The sequence below is a fragment of the Xanthomonas sp. DAR33341 genome, from assembly GCF_003992815.1.
Lineage (GTDB): Bacteria > Pseudomonadota > Gammaproteobacteria > Xanthomonadales > Xanthomonadaceae > Xanthomonas > Xanthomonas cissicola.
This window is the reverse complement of the sequence record NZ_QEYV01000026.1, coordinates 1-17,854: the sequence shown is the minus strand read 5'-3', so window position 1 is coordinate 17,854 and position 17,854 is coordinate 1. Positions and strand designations below refer to the sequence as shown.

Genomic DNA, 17,854 nt, shown 5'->3' with positions numbered 1-17,854 from the left:
GCTGCAGTGCCGGCCTCCCCGGCCTCGTCGGCGGGGGCGACGAAGTACTGGCAGGCCGCTGGGATATCCTAGCGGGATGGCCCGCATCCCCGACGCGTTTATCGACGAACTGCTTGCACGCACCGACATTGTCGAGGTGGTGGGCGGTCGCGTGCCGCTCAAGCGTCAGGGCAAGGAATATTCGGCGCGCTGCCCGTTCCACGACGAGCGTTCGGCCTCGTTCACGGTGTCGCCGACCAAGCAGTTCTATCACTGCTTCGGCTGTGGCGCGCACGGCACCGCCATTAGTTTCCTGATGAATTACGACCGCCTCGAATTTCTCGATGCGGTCGATGAGCTGGCCAAGCGCGCCGGCATGGACATCCCGCGCGAGACGCAGCAACGCACGCCGCAACAGCAGGACGACAGCCGCGAGCTGTACTCGGCACTGGAAGCGGCCACCAAGTTCTTCCAGCGTCAGCTCGAGGGCAGCGGACGCGCTCGCGACTATCTGGACGGGCGCGGCGTGGATGCCGACAACCGCGCGCGTTTCCAGATCGGCTATGCGCCCGACGGCTACAGCGCATTGAAGGACACCCTGGGCACCGATGCGCGGCGCATGAGCGTGCTCGAGCGCGCCGGGCTGTTTTCCAAGAACGATCGCGGCCATGTGTACGACAAGTTCCGCGACCGGGTGATGTTCCCGATCTTCGACCGCCGCGGCCGCGTGATCGCCTTCGGCGGACGCATCATGGGCGCGCCGGCCGATGGCCGCGACCCGGGGCCGAAGTACCTCAACTCGCCGGAAACCGCGCTGTTCCACAAGGGCCGCGAGTTGTACGGCCTGTGGCAGGTGCGGCAGGCCAATCAGAAGATCGAGCGGCTGATCGTGGTGGAAGGCTACATGGACGTGGTCTCGCTGTTCCAGTTCGGCGTCACCCAGGCGGTGGCCACGCTGGGCACCGCCACCACGCCCGAACATGCCGAGCTGCTGTTCCGCAACGCGCCGGATGTGTATTTCTGTTTCGATGGCGACAACGCCGGGCGCAAGGCCGGCTGGCGCGCGCTCGAATCGGTGCTGCCGCGCATGAAGGATGGCCGCCAGGCGTTTTTCCTGTTCCTGCCCGATGGCGAGGACCCGGACACCATCGTACGCAAGGAAGGCGCACAGGCCTTCGATCAGCGCCTGAAACAGGCCACGCCGCTGTCGCAATTCTTCTTCGACGAGATGTCGCGTGAGATCAACCTGCACACGCTGGACGGCAAGGCGCGCCTGGCCGAACGTGCGCGCCCGCTGTTGGCGCAAATCCCCGAGGGCGCATTCGGCGATCTGATGAAACAGGAACTGGCGCGCCTGACCGGGGTTGGCGCCAATGCGTCTGCGCAGCAGCCCGCACCCAGGCCGCGGCCGCCTGCCCGCATGGGCGCGCCCACGCAGAAACGCAGCCTGGTGCGTGCGTCCATCGCCATCCTGCTGCAACGGCCGTCATTGGCGATGAGCCTGGAGGGCGTGCATGATTTTTCCGGGCTGCGCCTGCCCGGGATCGACTTGTTGATGGAATTGCTGGACCTGGTCCGGCAACGCCCGGAAATCAGCACGGGCGCGCTGCTGGAGCACTTCGCCGAGCGCGAGGAACTCGCTGCCTTGCAGAAGCTGGCGGCGCAGGAGCTTCCCGGCGACGAACACAGTTGGACGCTTGAGCTGCATGACGTCGTCGCGCAACTCGACAAGCAGTTGCTGCGTCAGCGCGTGGAAGAGCTGCAGGCCAAACAGCGCGCGCAAGGGCTGGACGACACCGACAAATACGAAATGCGCGAACTGCTCAAGGCGCTCGCAGCGTCGTGATGCAGCGCTGTGCGGCTGGATGCAGCGCAAGGCAATCGCGCACCGCCGGGCCGTTTCAGGCGTGAACGGTGGCGTCGATGCCACAGCACGCATCGTAGAATGGTCCATACCAGGCGCAAGATCGCGCGCTACCGTTGGATCTCGATGAAGAAGCTGCTGGCGCGGTTGCGCATTGACCCCTTCACCCTCGCGCTGCTGTGCACGGTCGCACTGGCCTCGTTTCTCCCGGTCTCGGGTACGGCTGCTGCGGTCATGGACGATGTCACCGACGTGGCGATCGCGGCGCTGTTCTTCCTGCACGGCGCGCGGCTGTCGCGCGAAGCGGTCAAGGCCGGCGCGTTGCACTGGCGCCTGCATCTGGTGATTCTGGGCTGCACCTTCGTCCTGTTCCCGTTACTTGGGCTGTTGTTCAAACCACTGGCGCATCTGGTACTGACGCCGGAGCTGTATGTCGGCGTGCTGTTCCTGTGCGCGCTGCCGTCCACGGTGCAGTCCTCGATCGCGTTCACATCGATGGCGCGCGGCAATGTGCCGGCTGCGGTCTGCGCGGCTTCGCTTTCCAGCCTGCTGGGCGTGTTTTTCACCCCGTTGCTGATGGGCGCACTGGTCGGCAGCCAAGGCGCGATGGCGCATCCGGCCGAGGCGATCGGCAAGATCCTGCTGCAATTGCTGGTGCCGTTTCTGGCCGGCCATTTCATGCGTCCGTGGATCGGCGGCTGGGTCGAACGCCATCGCGCCGTGCTGCGTTACACCGATCAAGGCACCATTCTGCTGGTGGTCTATACCGCCTTCAGCGCATCGGTGAACGAAGGGCTGTGGCAGAAGACGCCACTGCCTGCGCTGCTGGCGGTACTCGGCGCTGCAGCGTTGTTGCTGGCCATGGCGATGCTTTCGATCACCTGCATCGCGCGGCGCCTGCACTTCAGCCGCGCCGATGAAATCGCCATCGTCTTCTGCGGCTCGAAGAAGAGTTTGGCCACTGGCGTGCCGATGGCCAAGGTGATGTTTGCCGGCGGCGGGCTGGGCGCGATCGTGTTGCCGATCATGTTGTATCACCAGCTGCAGCTGATCGTCTGCGCCGTTGTGGCCGCACGTTATGCGCGCGGTGCCTCGGGCCAGCCGCAAGGCGCAACCGAGCGCCATTGACGATGCGCCGCGCCAGCGCCTGCCCGCTGCGCATTGCGTAACAGCAGTTCGCATCGCCGCAAATCCGGGTTGTAAGCAGATGTACAACAGTTATGACGCACTCCGGCCCTGGTCCGCCAGCGGCCGCTAGAGTGCGTGATCGACCTCCTGCCGCCCCACGGTGATTTGCCATGATGCTGTCGCTGCGACGCCCTTCCCCATCCTTGATCGCGCTGCTGGCAGTGCTGGCTGCGCTGGCCGCCTGCAACAAACCAGCACCGCCTGCGGCGCCCCCACAGCCCAAGACAGCGTCCACGCCGACAGCCGCTGCCGGCATCGCCTGGCGCGAGGGCGATGTGGAAGACGCTTTTGCCGAAGCCAAGGACAGCGGCAAGCCGATCCTGTTGTATTGGGGCGCAGCCTGGTGCCCGCCCTGCAATCGCCTCAAGGCCACGCTGTTCAAGGATCCGGCCTTCATCGCGCGCACCCAGCAATTTGTCGCCGTGCACCTGGACGGCGATTCCGAAGGCGCGCAGGCCTGGGGCGAGCGCTTCGGGGTCAAGGGCTATCCCACCATCATCGTGCTGCGCTCGGATCACAGCGAAATCACCCGGCTGGCCGGCGATGCCGATAACGCACGCCTGGCTGAGGTGTTGCGGGTTGCGGCCAAGAGCACCAGCACCGCCCAGCAACTGCTCGACAAGGCGCTGCACACGCCGCAACAGCTCAGCGCGGACGACTGGGCCGTGCTCGGCAACTATGCCTGGGGCACCGACGACCGGCTGGTCAAACCCGATGACGCCGCCGACGTGCTCACCCGGCTCTCGGCATCGGCGCCACAGCCGGCACTGCAACGCAGCTTCGCCCTGGCCGCCATCAGTGCCGCCAAACACCCGCCGGCTGCCAGCAGCGCAAATCGCACGCTGCTGGAAACAGTGTTGGCCGACCCGGCAGAAGTGCGCGCCAATCTCGGCACGCTGAACTATGTGCCGGCGCGCCTGGTCACCGCCGCCAGCAATGAAGCCGGCGTGCGCAGCGCGCTCTCCAACGCACTGAATCAGGCCTTGGACAAGGTCTACGCCGATCCTTCATTGCCGATTTCCGACCGGCTTGGCACCGCGTATGCGCGCATCCAGCTGGCACGCCTGGCACAAGGCCAGCCCACCGAAACCGAAGCCGAAGGCCCGCAACCGCCGCTGCCGAAAGACGTGGTGGAGGTCGTGCACCAGCGCGTGCAGTGGGCCACCGACACGGCCAAGACCGACGAGGAGCGCCAATCCACCATCAGCACGGCCGCCGCGTTGCTGAGCGAGGTCGGCGATCGCAGCGCGGCAGAGCAATTGCTGCTGGCCGAGTTGTCGCGCAGCAAGAGCCCGTACTACTACATGCCCGAATTGGCCGATCTGGCCGAACAACGCGGCGACAAGAAGACCGCCCTGTTGTGGCTCAAACGGGCCTACGACAGCGCGCAAGGACCCGCCACACGCGTGCAGTGGGGCGTGATGTACGTAGATGGGCTGATCCGGCTCAGCCCGGACGACACTGCCGGCATCGAGAGCGCCGCCGCCCAGGTGATTGGCGAGTTGGCCGGTCAACCGGATGGTTACCGGCAACGTACCCGTCAGCGCTTCACCACCCTCGGCACCGCACTGAAGACCTGGAGCAAGCAGCACCGCCGCGAAGGCAGCGCAGTGCTGGCACGTCTGCAACAGAAAATGCAGTCCAGCTGCAACAGCAAAACTACCAGCGAGTGCGCCAGTTGGCTGAGTTGAGTCGTCACAGCGCTGCCGTGTGCTGGCAACGCGTGATGATCAGAAGCTTGCAAGCCGCAAACCGCGGCGCCTGCTGACGTGGACGCCGCTGGTGACCTCGACGCGCCGCACGCGGCGCCTCATCCGGCGATCTTTCGCCACGCGCCGCAGGCGCTGCAGGCGCGCTATAGACGTGATCCATCCATACGCTGGTTGCGACGCAGTCAGTGGCGGCAGACCACCGCGTTGCCGCGCGTATCAGTGCAGCGACTAGCGCACCCACGGCAGCAGCAGATGATCGACCATCAGGAAGGCGAACAACGCCATCAGGTACACGATGGAGTACCCGAACATCTTCATCGAAAACAGTTCGTCCGGCGGGTTCAGCATGCGCCACGCGTACCAGAGGAACACCGCATTGAGCACGGCTGCGCCGCCCAGGTAGAACATCCCGCTCATGCCCACCGCCACCGGCGCCAAGGTCACGATCGCCAGCAATACGGTGTAGACCAGGATCTGCTTGCGCGTATGCGGCACACCATGGGTCACCGGCAACATCGGGATGGCCGCCTTGGCGTAATCGGCGCGACGAAAGATTGCCAGCGCCCAGAAATGCGGCGGCGTCCAGATGAAGATGATCAGCACCAGCAACGAGGCATTGATCCAGTCGGCGCTGGTCGGCAGCCCGGTCACCGCGGCCCAGCCCAGCATCGGCGGCGTGGCGCCGGCCAGGCCGCCGATCACGATGTTCTGGGAGGTCGCGCGCTTCAGGTAGACGGTGTAGATCACCGCATACCCGATCAGCGAGGCGAAGGTCAGCACGGCGGTGATGACATTCACCCACACCACCAGAACGGTCATGGAGATCACGATCAGCACGCCGGCGAACACCAGCACCTGCCAGGGCCGCACCTTGCCCACCACCAACGGGCGCCATGAGGTGCGCGCCATCTGTGCGTCGATCTTGGCATCAAGCAATTGGTTGATCGCCGCCGCCGCCGAGGCGGCCAGCCAGATGCCCAGGAAGCCCAGCGCGCCGGTGCGCACCTGCAGCCAGGTCGGCATGTCGGGAATAGCCAGGAACATCCCCACCAAGGCGGTGAACACGATCAGTGCCACCACCTTGGGTTTGGTCAGATCCCAATAATCGCGTGCGCTGACAGCCATGCTCACTCCGGCGCGCGCAGCCGCGCCAGCAGCGAGACCAGCACGAACAACAACGCCACCGCCCCGCCGTTATGCATGACCGAGACCTCCAGCGGCAGCGCCAGCTTCACGTTGAGCATGCCCAGGGTCACCTGCACGGCCACCAGCAGCGCCAATGCGCCGGCCCACACCCGCATGCCCGGCGAGCGCGACAAGCGCCAGGCCAGCCACCATAAGTACAGCGCGGTCGCAATTGCCCATAGCCGGTGCGCCATCTGGATCGCGATACGTGCCGCACCGTCCAGCACGCCGCCTTCGTAATCCACCCCGATGCCGCGCCATAGCGTGAAACCTTCACGGAAATCGTGCGGCGGCCACCACTGGCTGACGCAGCGCGGGAAGTTGTCGGCCGACCAGCTGCCGCCGCCGCACGCCAGCGCGGCGTAGTTGGCGCTGACCCAGCCACCGAGCGCGATCTGCAGACCCAGCACCGCCACGCCCAGGCGCAGCAGCCACTTCAAGCGCGATGCATCGGCCAGGGTGATCGGCAGATGCGTCGCACGCCAGGCCATCCACACCAGCAGCGAGAACATCAGCATACCGCCCAGCAAGTGCCCCATCACCACGATCGGCTTGAGCAGCAACGTCACCGTCCACATGCCCAGCAAGGCCTGGAAGATCACCACCGCCAGCGTCAGCACCGCTGCGCGCGCCAGATCGATGTTGCTCCAGCGCAATGCCGCCAGCAGCAGGATGGCCTCGCCGGTGATCGCCATGCCGAACGCCGTGGCGTGCCAGCCGGACATGTAGAGCGGGATCGACAACGCCACCAGCACCGCAGCCGACACCACCTGGGCAATGCCCATGCGACGGCGACGCACCGCCAGCAACGACAACACCAACACTTCCACGCCCAACGCACCGGCCAGGAAACGGTGAACCTGTTCGCGCCAGGCCTTGTGCGATTCCAGCGGGCGGATCTTGCTGGCCACGTGCGTATTGGCTTCGTCGCTGGTCTGCGGCCAGGTCACACGGCCGTAGCAGGTGGGCCAGTCCGGGCAGCTCATGCCGGCGTCGGACAACCGCACGAACGACCCGAACAGGATCGTGCTCGCAGTGAACAGCGCGGCCAGCCAGGCCATGCGATGGAAGTGACGGAACAACGCCGGTGGCGCAAACAGGTTCATCGAAACGGGCTCACATCAGTTTCAGCAGCTTGACCAGATCCGACCGCAGGCCGGCCGGGTCGAAGCCGGGGGCATACCGCAGGATCACAAAGCCATTGGGGTCGATCACATACACCGGCACGCCGGCCGCATCGGTGCCGCGCGGCAATGCCTGGCGCAAGGGGGCATCGTCGCGTAGCACGCGCAATGCGGGCATCGGCGGCAGCCCCGCCGGCGGCGCACCGATCCACAGTACCTCCACCTTGTCGGCACGATGCCCGAGCAGTTGCCATACCTTGTCCAGCTCTGCGGCCAAGGCCACGCACTGCTGCGTGCAATCGGCCGGCGGCGCCACTGCAATGCGCCAGATGCGCTCGCTCGGCCCCCAGGCATAGGGCTGCCCGCTCGCACGTACCGGCACCAGCGCCCGCAGATCCGCAGGCGGCTTCAGCAGTTCGCCGTTGTTGCGCATGGAAGCCGGCTGCCATCCGGAGAAGCGCAGCACGCCGGCCAGCAACATCGAGCCGAAGAACAGCACCGCCAGGGCAATCAGCATCCTGCGGCCGCGTTTGACCGAATGCGGCGTGGCCGATGTGGAGGAGGTCATGACAGCGATTTTCTCATGCCGCAGGCGTCAGTGCCTGCGGCTGCGGCGGCGCGCACGCCATGTCAGCAGCGTTGCGGTCGCCAGGACCGCAGCGGCCAGCCCGAACCATTGCACCGCATAACCCAAGTGCCGCGCGGGCGGCAGGGTGTTTGGCAGCATGTCCAGATCGCGTGTGTAGCCAACCGGCAGTGCAGGGTCCAGGCGCAAGACCTGCGACGAAATGTCGCGCCTGCCAAGCGTGCTGCGTAGGACCTGCAGATCCAGTCGGGTGGCCAGCCAGGTCTGCGCCGCAGCCCCCGGCGCCAGCGCCGGCCCGATCGCCAATCCCGCCGACGGCGGTGCGCTCAAGAGACCCTGCACCGTCTGCACGCCTTTCAGCGCAACGATGCCGGGCAACTGCCGATCGGCCGGTAATGGCAGCCAGCCCAGATCCACCAGCACGCCTGTCGATACGCCTTCTGGCGCTGCCAGCTGATACACGCGCACGCCGGCACGTCCGTCATGCAGCTGATTGTCCAGCAAGACCAGTTGCGGCAAGAAACGAACGCTTCCACGCACCCATGCCAACTCATTCGGCGTCGCCAGCGCCTGCCCCAAGGGCAGCGTGGTGTCTCGCACATGTGCGGCACGGTCCAGCAAGGCTTGCTTGCTATGCATCCGCTGCAGTTGCCAATGCCCAAGCGCCGCAAAACCCGCGCTCACTAGCAGCGCCAAGCACCAGCCAAACACCGCCGTGTGCTTGCGCGTCATGACAAGCGACGCAAAAAGGCGTGCAATGCCATCACCACGCCGACTGCACCCGGGGCTGTTGTGAACGATTCGCTCAAGACGCTGCTGATTGTCGCCTTCCTGATCGTGATCTTATGGAACCTGGGCGCCGGCCTCTACTACCTGCTGACCGACCGCGGCCAGACCAAGCGCACCGTCAACGCCCTGACCTGGCGCATCGGCCTATCGGTGGCGTTGATCGCCATCGTGATCCTCGGCATCTATACCGGCTGGATCAAGCCGCATGGGCTCGGCCGCTGAGGAGCCGGGAAAGGGGAATTGGGAGTAGGGAATCGTAAAAGTCAAAAGCAGCCTCGCTCTGGCGATTCCCGATTCCCGACTCCCGACTCCCGATTCTCAAAGGACATACACGAACAAAAACAGCGCCAGCCACACCACGTCGACGAAGTGCCAGTACCACGCAGCCGCTTCGAAAGCGAAGTGATTGTCGCGGCTGAAGTGCCCTTTCGCCGCGCGCAGCCACATCACTGCCAACATGATCGTGCCCAGCAGCACGTGCATGCCGTGGAAGCCGGTCAGCATGAAGAACGTCGAACCGTAGATGCCCGAGCCCAGCGTGAGATTGAGCTCGGTATAGGCGTGGATGTATTCCTCGGCCTGCAAGAACAGGAACACGCAACCCAGCAGCACGGTCAAGCCCAGCCATAACAAGAGCGCGCCACGGCGCCCGCCCTTGAGTGCGTGGTGGGCGATGGTCAAGGTCACGCCGGAGCTAAGCAGGATCAGCGTATTGATCAGCGGCAGGCCCCAGGCCGGGATGGTCTGGAACTGCCCACCGATCGTGCCCGGGCCATTGGTCGGCCAGGCAGCGGAATAGCCATTCCACAGCAGTTCGTTGGTCATCACGCCGTCGCCTTCCCCGCCCAGCCAGGGCAGCGTCAGCACACGCGTGTAGAACAGCGCACCGAAGAACGCGCAGAAGAACATCACCTCGGAGAAGATGAACCACACCATCCCCATGCGGAACGAGCCATCCACCTGGCGGTTGTAGTGCCCGGCATTGGATTCGCGGATGACGTCGCCAAACCACATGAACAACGTCGCCAGCAGCATCGCCACGCCGGCGAAGAAGGTCCAGCGGCCCCATGCGGCGTCGTTGAGCCAGCTGGCCACGCCGATCATCATCACGAACATCGCAATCGACCCGACAAAGGGCCATTTGCTCTGGCTCGGGACGAAATACGCGTCGGCGTTGGGACTGTGATCGGCCATGGCGTTGCTTCCGTGTCGTGGTGCGTGTGGATGAAGAATCAGGGTGCGGCGCGCGGCGCGGCAGACGTGCCGCCGCCCTGCAGTTCCGAGGTCAGCGCGTCGTTGCGATAGAACGTATAGGACAAGGTAATCGTGGTGACTTCCGGCGGCAGTGCGGGGTCGACGATGAAACGCAGCGGCATGTCGCGCGTTTCGCCGGCTTGCAAGGTCTGCGCGGTAAAGCAGAAGCACTCGGTTTTGTTGAAGTAGCCCGACGCACGTGCAGGGGCAACCGAGGGCACCGCACTGCCCACCACCGCACGCGCGCCATCGTTGCGCGCGAAATACAGCGCCTCGTTGAGCTCGCCCGGCACCACATCCATCGTCATCTGTTCGGGATGGAAGGTCCACGGCAGTTTGGAATTGACCCCGCCATCGAACTCCACGCGCACCGTGCGCTTGCCGGCGGCAGGTGGCGCGCCCGCGTTTGCGCGCGTGCTGCCAGGCGCACGCTCCATGCGGATGCCAAACACTTTCTCGCAGGCGATGCGGTAGAGCGGCACCAGGGAAAACGTCAGCACAAACACGCCCAGCACCACGCCCAGCAGCTTGAACAAGCCGGCGGTTGGTGCATGTGCGGGCGCGCGTGCACTCACCGCCCGATGACTCCCGAGGCGATGAAGCCTGCATAGATCAGCAACGCGATGATGCCGACCGTGATTGCGGTACGGCGTACCGCACGGCGCTGCTGCGCCTGCCGTTCCGCAGCAGAGAGCAAACGCGTCACCGCCGGCTCCGAGGCGGACTCAGTGGCCGATGTCTTCATGCGCAAGATCTCCAGGCTTGATCACCGGCGGCACGGTGAAGGTATGCGCCGGGGCAGGTGACGGCACCGTCCATTCCAGGCCCTTGGCACCTTCCCAGGAACGCGCCTGTGCCCGCGCGCCACTCCGCAACGAGGACAGCAGGATCGCGGCCATCAGGAACGGCGTGACGAACATGCCGAACGCACCGATCGAACTGACCAGATTCCAGTCGGCGAACACCACGTTGTAGTCGGGAATGCGCCGCGGCATGCCGGCCAAGCCGAGGAAGTGCTGCGGGAAGAACAGCAGGTTGACGAATACCATCGTCCACCAGAAGTGCACCTTGGCCCAGGTCTCGTTGTACATCCGCCCGGTCCACTTGGGCCACCAGTAGTACACCGCCGCAATCAGCGCGAACACCGCACCGGTCACCAGCACGTAGTGGAAATGGGCCACCACGAAGTAGGTGTCGTGATACTGGAAATCCGCTGGCACGATCGCCAGCATCAAGCCGGAAAAACCACCGATGCTGAAGAGGATCACGAACGCCACGGCCCACAACATCGGCGATTCGAAGGTCAGCGAGCCTTTCCACATCGTGCTGACCCAGTTGAAGACCTTCACCCCCGTCGGGATGGAGATCAGCATGGTGGCGAACATGAAATAGATTTCGCCACCGAGCGGCATGCCCACGGTGAACATGTGGTGCGCCCAGACGATAAAGCTCAGGAACGCGATCGCTGCGATGGCGTACACCATCGCCTGATAACCGAACAGCGGCTTGCGGCTGAAGGTCGGGATGATTTCGCTGACCACGCCGAACGCCGGCAAGATCATGATGTACACCTCCGGGTGCCCGAAGAACCAGAAGATGTGCTGGTACATCACCGGGTCGCCGCCGCCGGCCGCGTTGAAGAAACTGGTGCCGAAGAACTTGTCGGTCAGCAACATCGTCACTGCGCCGGCCAGCACCGGCATCACCGCGATCAGCAGGAACGCGGTGATCAGCCAGGCCCAACAGAAGATCGGCATCTTCAGCAGATCGATGCCCGGCGCGCGCATGTTGAGAACGGTGGCGATGATGTTGATCGCGCCCATGATCGAACTGACGCCGGCCACATGGATCGCAAACACACTGAAGGCGACGTTGTACCCGCCCTGCAGCGACAGCGGGGGGTACAGCGTCCAGCCACCGGCTGGCGCTCCACCCGGCAGGAACAGCGTCAGCAGCAGCAGGGTAAAGGCGACCGGCAACAACCAGAACGACCAGTTGTTCATGCGCGGCAATGCCATGTCCGGTGCACCGATCTGCAACGGGATCATCCAGTTGGCCAAGCCGACGAAAGCCGGCATCACGCCGCCGAAGATCATCACCAGTGCATGCACGGTGGTCATCTGGTTGAAGAATTCCGGTTTGACGAACTGCAGGCCGGGCTGCATCAATTCGGCGCGAATCACGACGCTCATCGCCGCGCCGATGATGAACATCACGAAGGAGAACAGCAGGTACAGCGTGCCGATGTCCTTGTGATTGGTCGAAAAGAACCAGCGCTCGACGAAACCGGGCTGGTGGTGTCCGTGGTGATCGACTGCGGTATGCGCCATGACGGAATGACCTCTGCGAAGCGAGCGGTTGCGGGCGATTAGAGAGCGGCGGTCGGTGCTGCGGCCTGGGCCGGTACCGCGGCAGGCGCGGCGTCACCTGCCGGAGCGGCCGGAGCGGCCGGTGCACTGGCCGGCGTCGGTGCGGCGGCTGGCGCCGCAGGCGCCGCTCCCGGCGCCGTGCCTGACGCACGACGACGCGACGCCAGCCAGCGCTGGAAGTCAGCCTTGGGCAGCGCCTCCACCACGATCGGCATGAAGCCATGATCCTTGCCGCACAACTCGGCGCACTGCCCGCGATACACGCCCGGTTGCTCGATGTTGGTCCAGGCTTCGTTGACGATGCCGGGAATCGCATCTTGCTTCCATCCCAGCGCCGGCACCCACCAGGCATGGATCACATCGTCGGCAGTAATCACGAAGCGGATCTTGGTATTGACCGGCAGCACCAGGCGGTTGTCGACATCCAGCAGATAATGCGGCTGCGAGGCTGCGGTGGGGCGCTCGCCGCTTTGGCGGATGCGATCGGATTCGCGTGCCAGGCGACTGGTGAATTCCACGCCCTGGCCCAGATATTCGTATTTCCACATCCACTGATAGCCGGTCACCTTGACCGTCATTTCCGATTCGCGGGTGTCGTACATCGCGATCAGTTTCGCCGTCGCCGGCCACGCCATCGCGATCAGCACCAGGACCGGAATCACCGTCCACAGCACTTCCGCGGTGGTGTTGTGACTGAATTGCGCGGCCACCGCGCCCTTGGACTTGCGGAACTTGAACATCGCATAGCCCATCGCCGAAAACACCAGCGCGCCAATCGCCACGCACACCCACAGCGCCACCATGTGCGCCTCGTAGGCCATGCGCGCGGTCTGGGTCACCCCGCGCCCCATGTTGAGCTGCCATTCCTTTGGATCGGCCGATTGCGCCCAGGCCACCGGCGCGCTCAACAGCGCCGCCATCGCCAGGCCTACTTGTGTGCAGGTGTTGATCGACTTCCAGCTGCTGCGTTGCGTCATTGCCTAGACCCTTACGTCATCGGTGACGGCCATTGGCGGCCGCGAGCAAGCGTTTGAGCGTCGTTGCCAGTTCCACACGTTCGGCCGGCCCGAGAAAACTTCCGATCTCGATCTGCTTGCCGCTGCTGACCAGCAACACCCTGTCATCGCGTTCTATGCAAAGCCGCACCCAGTGCGGATGTGCCTGGAACGCTGGTGGCGCATGCCCGGACGGAAACACCTCGACAACGGCCTCCCCCACCCGGATCGCTTCTTCGCGCTCGCCACTTCGCCACAACTGCCGTAGCGCCAGCGCCACCACACCACTGTGTACCAGGGCAAAAACCGGCGCGAACGCATTGCCGGTCCACCACCCCAGGCCTGCAAATAACCACATCGTTCCCGCCAACACTGCGAACAGCTGCACGAATTGCTTGGCCGACAGTGCCCGCGGAGGCCGCAACCGCAGCTGCGTCCCAACCCCTCCGGACATCAACGGCAGCACTTCGATCATAAACAGCACGCAGCGCACTGCGGGAATAGCCCGATGGTAGACCCGCGCCAACGCATGCGGCAAGCATTTCCGGCGATCAAAAATTTGCTGCAGTGCAGCTAAAAGTGCGTCTAAATTCAATCACTTCCAAGTCTCACGACGATCGTCGTGCCGACACCCCGCACCGCGCACCTGCGCCGGCGGCATGCACAAAACGGCGGGAAAGCCGCCGCTTCCACACAAGTGCGCGAGCCGTTTGGCTCACTAGAATGAGCACGGAATCCAAGGCACCTTTCGCATGAACGCTCAGCTCGACCCGCTTGCCTCCACCTCAGTTGCGCGCCCGCTGCTGGCGCCCGAACTGCCCGCCGCACCTGGCGCTTTGCGTGCCGCCATCACCGCGGCCTGGCTCAAGGACGAAACCGAGCACGTGCGTGAATTGCTCGACCAGGCACGCCTGCCTGTCGCTGAGCAAGCCAACGTGCAGGCGATCGCTGCCGATCTGGTTACCCGTGTGCGGGCGCGTGCGCAGGACCAAGGCGCCATCGAAGCCTTCATGCGCCAATACGACCTGGGCAGCGAAGAAGGCGTGCTGCTGATGTGCGTGGCCGAGGCGCTGTTGCGCATTCCCGACCAGGACACTGCCGACAAGCTGATCCGCGACAAGCTTGGCGATGCGGATTGGAAGAAGCATATGGGCGGCAGCGATTCGGTGCTGGTCAACGCTTCCACCTGGGGCCTGATGCTGACCGGTCAGTTGGTACAGCTCAACGACCTCACCCGCGCCGATGTGCCGGGCGCCTTCAAGCGCCTGATCGGCCGCGTCGGCGAGCCGGTCATTCGCCTGGCCGTGCGCCAGGCCATGAAGATCATGGGCCATCAGTTCGTCATGGGCCGCACCATCGGCGAGGCGCTGTCGCGTTCGCGCAAGGGCGACAACGCCAACTACCGTTATTCGTTCGACATGCTTGGCGAAGGCGCGCTCACCATGAAGGATGCGCAGCGCTATCTGCAGGCGTATCGGGATGCGATTCATGCGATCGGCCGCAGCGGCAGCTTCGTCGGTACCGATGTATTTGCCGCGCCCAGCATCTCGATCAAGTTGTCGGCGCTGTACCCGCGTTACGAGCATGCCAAGCGCGCCCGCGTGATGGCAGAGCTGGTGCCGGGCGTGCTGGAACTTGCGCAGTTGGCCAAGTCGTACGGCATCGGCTACACCGTCGACGCCGAAGAAGCCGACCGGCTGGAACTGTCGCTGGACATCATCGAGGCCACCTTCTCCGACCCGTCATTGGATGGCTGGGAAGGCTATGGCCTGGCCGTGCAGGCCTATCAAAAACGCACGCCGTACACGATCGATTTTCTTGCCGATCTGGCGCGCCGTGTCGGACGACGTATTCCGGTGCGCCTGGTCAAAGGCGCGTACTGGGACGCAGAGATCAAGCGCGCGCAGATCGAAGGGCATCCCGGCTACCCGGTGTTTACGCGCAAGCAGAACACTGACGTGTCGTACCTGGCATGCGCACGTCGCATGTTCGCGCACAGCGACGCGCTCTACCCGATGTTCGCCACGCACAACGCGCAGACCATTGCGGCAGTCCGTGCGATTGCGGCAGGCAAGACCTACGAGCACCAGAAACTGCACGGCATGGGCGATGACCTGTATGCCGAAGTGATTCCTGCCGATCGTCTCGATCTGCCATGCCGCGTCTATGCACCGGTCGGCTCGCACGAAGATCTGCTGCCGTATCTGGTGCGACGTTTGCTCGAAAACGGCGCCAATTCCAGCTTCGTCAATCGCATCACCGACGAGGATGTCGCCATCGAAGACCTCATCCGCGACCCGGTCGAGGCTGTGACGTCATTTACTTCCATCCCGCATCCCAAGATTCCACTGCCAGCCGATTTGCTGCGTAGCCAGAACCAGAACAGGAAAAACTCCATGGGCGCCAATCTCGCCAACGACAACGATCTGCGCCAGCTGGCCGAGCAACTCAACGCCGCGATCAAACCGTGGAAGGCCACGCCCCTGGTGCCTGGTGCGCTGATCAGCACGCCCAGCCAAGCGGTGTTGAATCCGGCAGATCGCCGCGAGACGGTTGGACAGTGGCACCCGGCCGATCCGGACACCGTCCAGAAGTCGCTGGCCAGCGCTGTGGCCGCGCAGCCGGCCTGGAACCGCACACCTGCAGCGAGCCGCGCCACCATCCTGGAACATGCAGCTGATCTGCTCGAAACGCGCATTTCCGAGTTCATGGCGATCTGCGTCAAGGAAGCCGGCAAGACGCTGCCCGACGCAGTGGCCGAAGTCCGCGAGGCCGTCGATTTCCTGCGCTACTACGCCGGCCAGGCGCGTGCGCAGTTCGGTGCCCCGGAGCGCCTGCCTGGACCGACCGGCGAATCCAACGAGCTGCAGCTGCACGGGCGTGGCGTCTTTGTCTGCATCAGTCCGTGGAACTTCCCGTTGGCGATCTTCCTCGGTCAGGTCGCCGCAGCGCTGGCGGCCGGCAACACGGTCATCGCCAAACCGGCCGAGCAGACCAACCTGATCGGCTTTGCAGCGGTCAAGCTGCTGCACGAAGCCGGCGTACCGGAAGCGGCTGTGCAGTTCCTGCCAGGTGATGGCGCTACCGTTGGTGCTGCACTGACCAACGACCCGCGCGTTGCCGGCGTTGCATTCACCGGTTCTACCGAAACCGCACGCATCATCAACCGTACCCTGGCCGCACGCGATGCTGCCATCGGCGTCTTGATCGCCGAAACCGGCGGCCAGAACGCCTTCATCGCTGACTCGTCCTCGCTGCCCGAAGCGGTGGTCAAAGACGCCATTTCCAGTGCCTTCATCTCGGCCGGGCAGCGCTGCTCCGCGGCGCGCGTCCTGTTCGTCCAGGACGACATCGCCGACAAGGTCATGACGATGCTGGCCGGTGCGATGGGTGAGTTGAAGATCGGCGATCCGGGCCTGCCATCGACCGACGTTGGCCCTGTCATCGATGCCGATGCCCTCAAGATTCTCGACGATCACGCTGCACGCATGGATCGGCAAGCGCGTCTGATCGGCAGCACCGCCCTGGACGGTAGCACCGCACACGGCAGCTTTTTCGCTCCACGCGCCTATGAGCTGACATCGCTGTCCCAGCTGCAGCGGGAAATTTTCGGGCCGGTGCTGCACGTGATTCGCTGGAAAGCCGACCAGCTCGATGCCGTCATCGAGCAGATCAACGCGACCGGTTACGGCCTCACGTTGGGTGTCCATTCGCGTATCGATGAGACGATCGACCGCATCACCTCGCGCGTGGCGGTAGGCAACGTCTACGTCAATCGCAACCAGATCGGCGCCGTGGTCGGCGTACAACCGTTCGGCGGCCAGGGCCTGTCCGGCACCGGCCCCAAGGCCGGCGGCCCGCATTACCTGCTGCGTTTCGCGACCGAGAAGGTCGTCACCGTCAACACCACCGCGGCAGGCGGCAACGCCTCGCTATTGACCTTGGGTGACTAATACCGGCCAGCAGATGCCGGCGTCTGCACGCTGCTCGGTTCGTCATTACCGATTGCAGCCAGATGTACTGTCAGCACAACAACAAAAACCCCGCTCATGCGGGGTTTTTGTTGGCTGGCGCAGCTTTTCAGATTGTCAGTCGTGGTGGATATCCCAACGATCCAGAGCATCGGTCACAGCTCGGCGAACAAGGGGCGGGCGTTCGTGGCGCACTTCGCCAGCTATTCGAATCGACGGCTCCCAAGCGGGCGCCCTGATGGCGTACATCGCTGGATTCGATCCAAGAGTTATCGGACACCTTCACCGCGCGTCGTGTTACCACTGGTGCCTTGCATCTGGTCTCATCGAAGATGTGGGAAACATCGCAGATGCCGTGATCGATCTGCTTTAGGCCGTCCTTTGTGTCAAGGATATGCGGGCAAGGACGTCGGCCAAGCGAGGCTGTCATGGGCAATGTCTGTTATCGGCTACAGCGACTGCCGCACCGTGCGTCTGGCATTGGCCAGGCAGGTTGACGCCCAGAGAGGCGGAGCGCGCCTCTTTTCCAAGGGATTTGCGAGTGCTGCGTTACAAGGCTTCGTGCCAACACCCGTGCGGGACACTTGGCGTGGCTCTGTTGCCGCGAGCAGGGCGATCTCGGTGCCGAGGCGCCGATCAGCAAGCGGCGCAATGCGCCAACTCCCCCCGACGCAGCCACGGCGTGGCGGGATGTGAGTCGCGTTGCGCGCAGTGCTGTCCAGCGCTGGCGCAAAAAAGAATCCCTCAGTCCATTGGACTGAGGGATTCGGGGTAAAGCCCCTGGCGATGACCTACTCTCGCATGGCTTGAGCCACACTACCATCGGCGCAGCTGCGTT

Annotated in this window: 16 protein-coding genes; 5 read left to right on the top strand and 11 right to left on the bottom strand. The window is 64.3% G+C overall.

Annotation, left to right across the window (positions count from 1 at the left end):
* The first annotated feature begins 76 nt into the window (after positions 1-76).
* The 3 genes from dnaG (at position 77) to EO156_RS11305 (ending at position 4,722) form a co-directional block, all read left to right on the top strand.
* Complete coding sequence (gene dnaG, locus EO156_RS11315) at positions 77-1,825, top strand: DNA primase (RefSeq protein ID WP_016850738.1); 1,749 nt, start codon at positions 77-79, stop codon at positions 1,823-1,825.
* 99 nt (positions 1,826-1,924) lie between these two features.
* Positions 1,925-2,971, top strand: a complete 1,047-nt coding sequence (locus EO156_RS11310; RefSeq protein ID WP_005911511.1) for a bile acid:sodium symporter family protein — start codon at positions 1,925-1,927, stop codon at positions 2,969-2,971.
* Positions 2,972-3,141: 170 nt separating this feature from the next.
* Positions 3,142-4,722 (top strand): thioredoxin family protein, encoded by a 1,581-nt coding sequence (locus EO156_RS11305; RefSeq protein ID WP_016850737.1) that lies wholly within the window; start codon positions 3,142-3,144, stop codon positions 4,720-4,722.
* A 249-nt stretch (positions 4,723-4,971) separates the two neighbouring features.
* On the opposite strand, the gene cyoE is transcribed toward EO156_RS11305, so the two are convergent.
* From cyoE to EO156_RS11285, 4 genes are read right to left on the bottom strand one after another with little or no spacing between them, the layout of a single operon-like run.
* Positions 4,972-5,868: a heme o synthase gene (gene cyoE, locus EO156_RS11300; protein WP_016850736.1), complete on the bottom strand. Its 897-nt coding sequence runs from the start codon at positions 5,866-5,868 to the stop codon at positions 4,972-4,974.
* A gap of 2 nt (positions 5,869-5,870) precedes the next feature.
* Positions 5,871-7,034 carry a COX15/CtaA family protein gene (locus EO156_RS11295; protein WP_003484636.1) on the bottom strand — a complete coding sequence of 388 codons (1,164 nt, stop codon included), beginning with the start codon at positions 7,032-7,034 and terminating at the stop codon, positions 5,871-5,873.
* A gap of 10 nt (positions 7,035-7,044) precedes the next feature.
* Positions 7,045-7,620, bottom strand: coding sequence for a hypothetical protein (locus EO156_RS11290; RefSeq protein ID WP_016850735.1), 576 nt, complete (start codon positions 7,618-7,620; stop codon positions 7,045-7,047).
* A 27-nt stretch (positions 7,621-7,647) separates the two neighbouring features.
* Positions 7,648-8,370 carry an SURF1 family protein gene (locus EO156_RS11285; protein WP_005926993.1) on the bottom strand — a complete coding sequence of 241 codons (723 nt, stop codon included), beginning with the start codon at positions 8,368-8,370 and terminating at the stop codon, positions 7,648-7,650.
* Between the two features lie 60 nt (positions 8,371-8,430).
* Here EO156_RS11285 and EO156_RS11280 point away from each other — a divergent pair, with 60 nt between their 5' ends.
* On the top strand, positions 8,431-8,649 hold the full coding sequence (locus EO156_RS11280; protein ID WP_003484642.1) for a twin transmembrane helix small protein: 219 nt from the start codon (positions 8,431-8,433) through the stop codon (positions 8,647-8,649).
* A gap of 96 nt (positions 8,650-8,745) precedes the next feature.
* Here the strand turns inward: EO156_RS11280 and EO156_RS11275 are convergent, their stop codons facing one another.
* Genes EO156_RS11275 through EO156_RS11250 form a run of 6 tightly spaced genes read right to left on the bottom strand, consistent with a single transcriptional unit; the run spans position 8,746 to position 13,520 of the window.
* Positions 8,746-9,621: a cytochrome c oxidase subunit 3 gene (locus tag EO156_RS11275; RefSeq protein WP_005911522.1), complete on the bottom strand. Its 876-nt coding sequence runs from the start codon at positions 9,619-9,621 to the stop codon at positions 8,746-8,748.
* Positions 9,622-9,659: 38 nt separating this feature from the next.
* Positions 9,660-10,256: a cytochrome c oxidase assembly protein gene (locus EO156_RS11270; protein WP_003484651.1), complete on the bottom strand. Its 597-nt coding sequence runs from the start codon at positions 10,254-10,256 to the stop codon at positions 9,660-9,662.
* Positions 10,253-10,426, bottom strand: a complete 174-nt coding sequence (locus EO156_RS11265; protein WP_003484652.1) for a hypothetical protein — start codon at positions 10,424-10,426, stop codon at positions 10,253-10,255. The genes EO156_RS11270 and EO156_RS11265 overlap by 4 nt, the downstream gene beginning before the upstream one ends.
* Positions 10,407-12,011, bottom strand: a complete 1,605-nt coding sequence (gene ctaD, locus EO156_RS11260; protein WP_005911527.1) for a cytochrome c oxidase subunit I — start codon at positions 12,009-12,011, stop codon at positions 10,407-10,409. The genes EO156_RS11265 and ctaD overlap by 20 nt, the downstream gene beginning before the upstream one ends.
* 38 nt (positions 12,012-12,049) lie before the next feature.
* Positions 12,050-13,027, bottom strand: coding sequence for a cytochrome c oxidase subunit II (coxB, locus tag EO156_RS11255; RefSeq protein WP_029829559.1), 978 nt, complete (start codon positions 13,025-13,027; stop codon positions 12,050-12,052).
* Positions 13,028-13,043: 16 nt separating this feature from the next.
* Entirely contained in the window at positions 13,044-13,520 is a 477-nt protein-coding gene (locus tag EO156_RS11250) for a DUF2244 domain-containing protein (protein ID WP_003484655.1), read from the bottom strand.
* Between the two features lie 277 nt (positions 13,521-13,797).
* Between EO156_RS11250 and putA the strand changes: the two genes are divergently transcribed.
* Positions 13,798-16,998 (top strand): bifunctional proline dehydrogenase/L-glutamate gamma-semialdehyde dehydrogenase PutA, encoded by a 3,201-nt coding sequence (gene putA, locus EO156_RS11245; protein ID WP_016850960.1) that lies wholly within the window; start codon positions 13,798-13,800, stop codon positions 16,996-16,998.
* On the opposite strand, the gene EO156_RS24155 is transcribed toward putA, so the two are convergent.
* Positions 16,995-17,168: a hypothetical protein gene (locus tag EO156_RS24155; protein WP_154666352.1), complete on the bottom strand. Its 174-nt coding sequence runs from the start codon at positions 17,166-17,168 to the stop codon at positions 16,995-16,997. The two genes, putA and EO156_RS24155, sit on opposite strands and share 4 nt — an antisense overlap.
* Positions 17,169-17,854: the final 686 nt, after the last annotated feature.

What these genes read in the sequence shown, in the direction of transcription:
- dnaG (WP_016850738.1), top strand. Translation starts at nt 77, where the DNA reads ATGGCCCGCATCCCCGACGCGTTTATCGACGAACTGCTTGCACGCACC.
- EO156_RS11310 (WP_005911511.1), top strand. Translation starts at nt 1,925, where the DNA reads ATGGTCCATACCAGGCGCAAGATCGCGCGCTACCGTTGGATCTCGATG.
- EO156_RS11305 (WP_016850737.1), top strand. Translation starts at nt 3,142, where the DNA reads ATGATGCTGTCGCTGCGACGCCCTTCCCCATCCTTGATCGCGCTGCTG.
- cyoE (WP_016850736.1), bottom strand. Translation starts at nt 5,868, where the DNA reads ATGGCTGTCAGCGCACGCGATTATTGGGATCTGACCAAACCCAAGGTG.
- EO156_RS11295 (WP_003484636.1), bottom strand. Translation starts at nt 7,034, where the DNA reads ATGAACCTGTTTGCGCCACCGGCGTTGTTCCGTCACTTCCATCGCATG.
- EO156_RS11290 (WP_016850735.1), bottom strand. Translation starts at nt 7,620, where the DNA reads ATGACCTCCTCCACATCGGCCACGCCGCATTCGGTCAAACGCGGCCGC.
- EO156_RS11285 (WP_005926993.1), bottom strand. Translation starts at nt 8,370, where the DNA reads ATGACGCGCAAGCACACGGCGGTGTTTGGCTGGTGCTTGGCGCTGCTA.
- EO156_RS11275 (WP_005911522.1), bottom strand. Translation starts at nt 9,621, where the DNA reads ATGGCCGATCACAGTCCCAACGCCGACGCGTATTTCGTCCCGAGCCAG.
- EO156_RS11265 (WP_003484652.1), bottom strand. Translation starts at nt 10,426, where the DNA reads ATGAAGACATCGGCCACTGAGTCCGCCTCGGAGCCGGCGGTGACGCGT.
- ctaD (WP_005911527.1), bottom strand. Translation starts at nt 12,011, where the DNA reads ATGGCGCATACCGCAGTCGATCACCACGGACACCACCAGCCCGGTTTC.
- coxB (WP_029829559.1), bottom strand. Translation starts at nt 13,027, where the DNA reads ATGACGCAACGCAGCAGCTGGAAGTCGATCAACACCTGCACACAAGTA.
- EO156_RS11250 (WP_003484655.1), bottom strand. Translation starts at nt 13,520, where the DNA reads ATGATCGAAGTGCTGCCGTTGATGTCCGGAGGGGTTGGGACGCAGCTG.
- putA (WP_016850960.1), top strand. Translation starts at nt 13,798, where the DNA reads ATGAACGCTCAGCTCGACCCGCTTGCCTCCACCTCAGTTGCGCGCCCG.
- EO156_RS24155 (WP_154666352.1), bottom strand. Translation starts at nt 17,168, where the DNA reads ATGCTCTGGATCGTTGGGATATCCACCACGACTGACAATCTGAAAAGC.